Below are 1,233 nucleotides of genomic sequence, written 5' to 3' on the forward strand. Positions count from 1 at the left end.
CATGCCTCGCTGGCGCAGCCGATCCTGCTGTCGACGGATCCCACCACGCGGCTCTCGACCGACCCGCTGATCTACGGCACGCGCTCGGCCTGGATGGGCGCGGACCCGGCCACGGAGCCCTACCTGTTCGTGCTCGCCTCGGCCGAGATCCCCGGCGACCAGGAGGACGCGCCGGCCGCCGCGACCATCGTGCTCGAGAATGTCACCAACGAGATCGCCGCCCAACTCCGCGCGATCCGCACCCGCGCGACCGTGCACATGGCGGTGGTGCTCGCCTCGACCCCCGACGTGGTCGAGGTGGAGTTCCGCCATCACAAGATGATCTCGGCCGAGGGCGACGCCGCCGAGGTCTCGATCTCCATGTCCCGCCAGCCGATCGAGGAGGAATACGCCCCCATGGACCGCATGACCCGAGACCGCTTTCCGGGGCTTCACCGATGAATGGAGTGTTCAAATGCCTGTTGAACCGCAGGGCTATACGCAAACGGCGGACGATCCAGAGTTCGTCACGGCGCAGTTGCTTTGGCAGTACGGAACGTCGTTCGAACCGTGCGGGACGCTCAGCCCCGAATCTCCTGCTGATGGTTGCGACCGAGCGGGATCAAAGCCTCGATCACACCGCCCCCGGACAGGATGATCTGGATCAGGGAACGGCCGCGGTCGATATAGTCGGTTTGCCTGAGTTCCTGCGCCAGGATCGGATCCTGCATGCGGGAAGGATCTCGGGCTTCCCGAGGACCCGAACTCTTTACGATGGCCTTCGATCTTGCGCTGAGCAGTTCAGCCACCAGCTGCGTGACGAGTTCGGGCGCGATCTCGACGTCGCGGTCTCGACCGTCGGCCGTGGTGACCTCCAGATGAATGGCCTCGTCGCCGTCCACCACCTTTGCTCCACGGATACTGCGCCAGGTATGGCCCATTCGAATAATCCTCTTGTTATTATCGATGCGCCCCATTCGACGCCTCGACCGCTGGCTGCGCAAGGGCTTTCCTCATGAGCTGGTCCAACGCCTACATCGGCCTGCCGCATGTCGCTTTCGGGCGGGAGCGCGACGGCTGCGACTGCTGGGGGCTTGTGCGCCTTGTCTACCGCGAGCAGCTCGGGATCGACCTGCCGGCCTACGCGCCCGCGCGCGCCTGCGCATTGGAAGAGGCGGAGATCGAGGCGCTGATCGGCACGGCCGTGATCGGCGGGGACTGGGTGCAGGTGGCGCGGCCCGAGGCCTTCGACGT

At 65.8% G+C, this 1,233-nt stretch carries 3 protein-coding genes; 2 read left to right on the forward strand and 1 reads right to left on the reverse strand.

Annotated features, from left to right (window positions below; all coding sequences use genetic code 11):
• Window positions 1-441, forward strand: a 441-nt coding sequence (locus tag D6860_RS25095; protein WP_128549332.1) for a hypothetical protein, incomplete at its 5' end; no start/stop codon positions are given.
• A 119-nt stretch (window positions 442-560) separates the two neighbouring features.
• On the opposite strand, the gene D6860_RS25100 is transcribed toward D6860_RS25095, so the two are convergent.
• Window positions 561-920, reverse strand: a complete 360-nt coding sequence (locus D6860_RS25100; RefSeq protein WP_076621999.1) for a hypothetical protein — start codon at window positions 918-920, stop codon at window positions 561-563.
• Window positions 921-994: 74 nt separating this feature from the next.
• Between D6860_RS25100 and D6860_RS25105 the strand changes: the two genes are divergently transcribed.
• Window positions 995-1,233, forward strand: a 239-nt coding sequence (locus D6860_RS25105) for an NlpC/P60 family protein (RefSeq protein ID WP_164845672.1), incomplete at its 3' end; no start/stop codon positions are given.

The organism is Salipiger sp. D13 (assembly GCF_003703915.1).
Taxonomy (GTDB): Bacteria; Pseudomonadota; Alphaproteobacteria; order Rhodobacterales; family Rhodobacteraceae; genus Salipiger; species Salipiger profundus.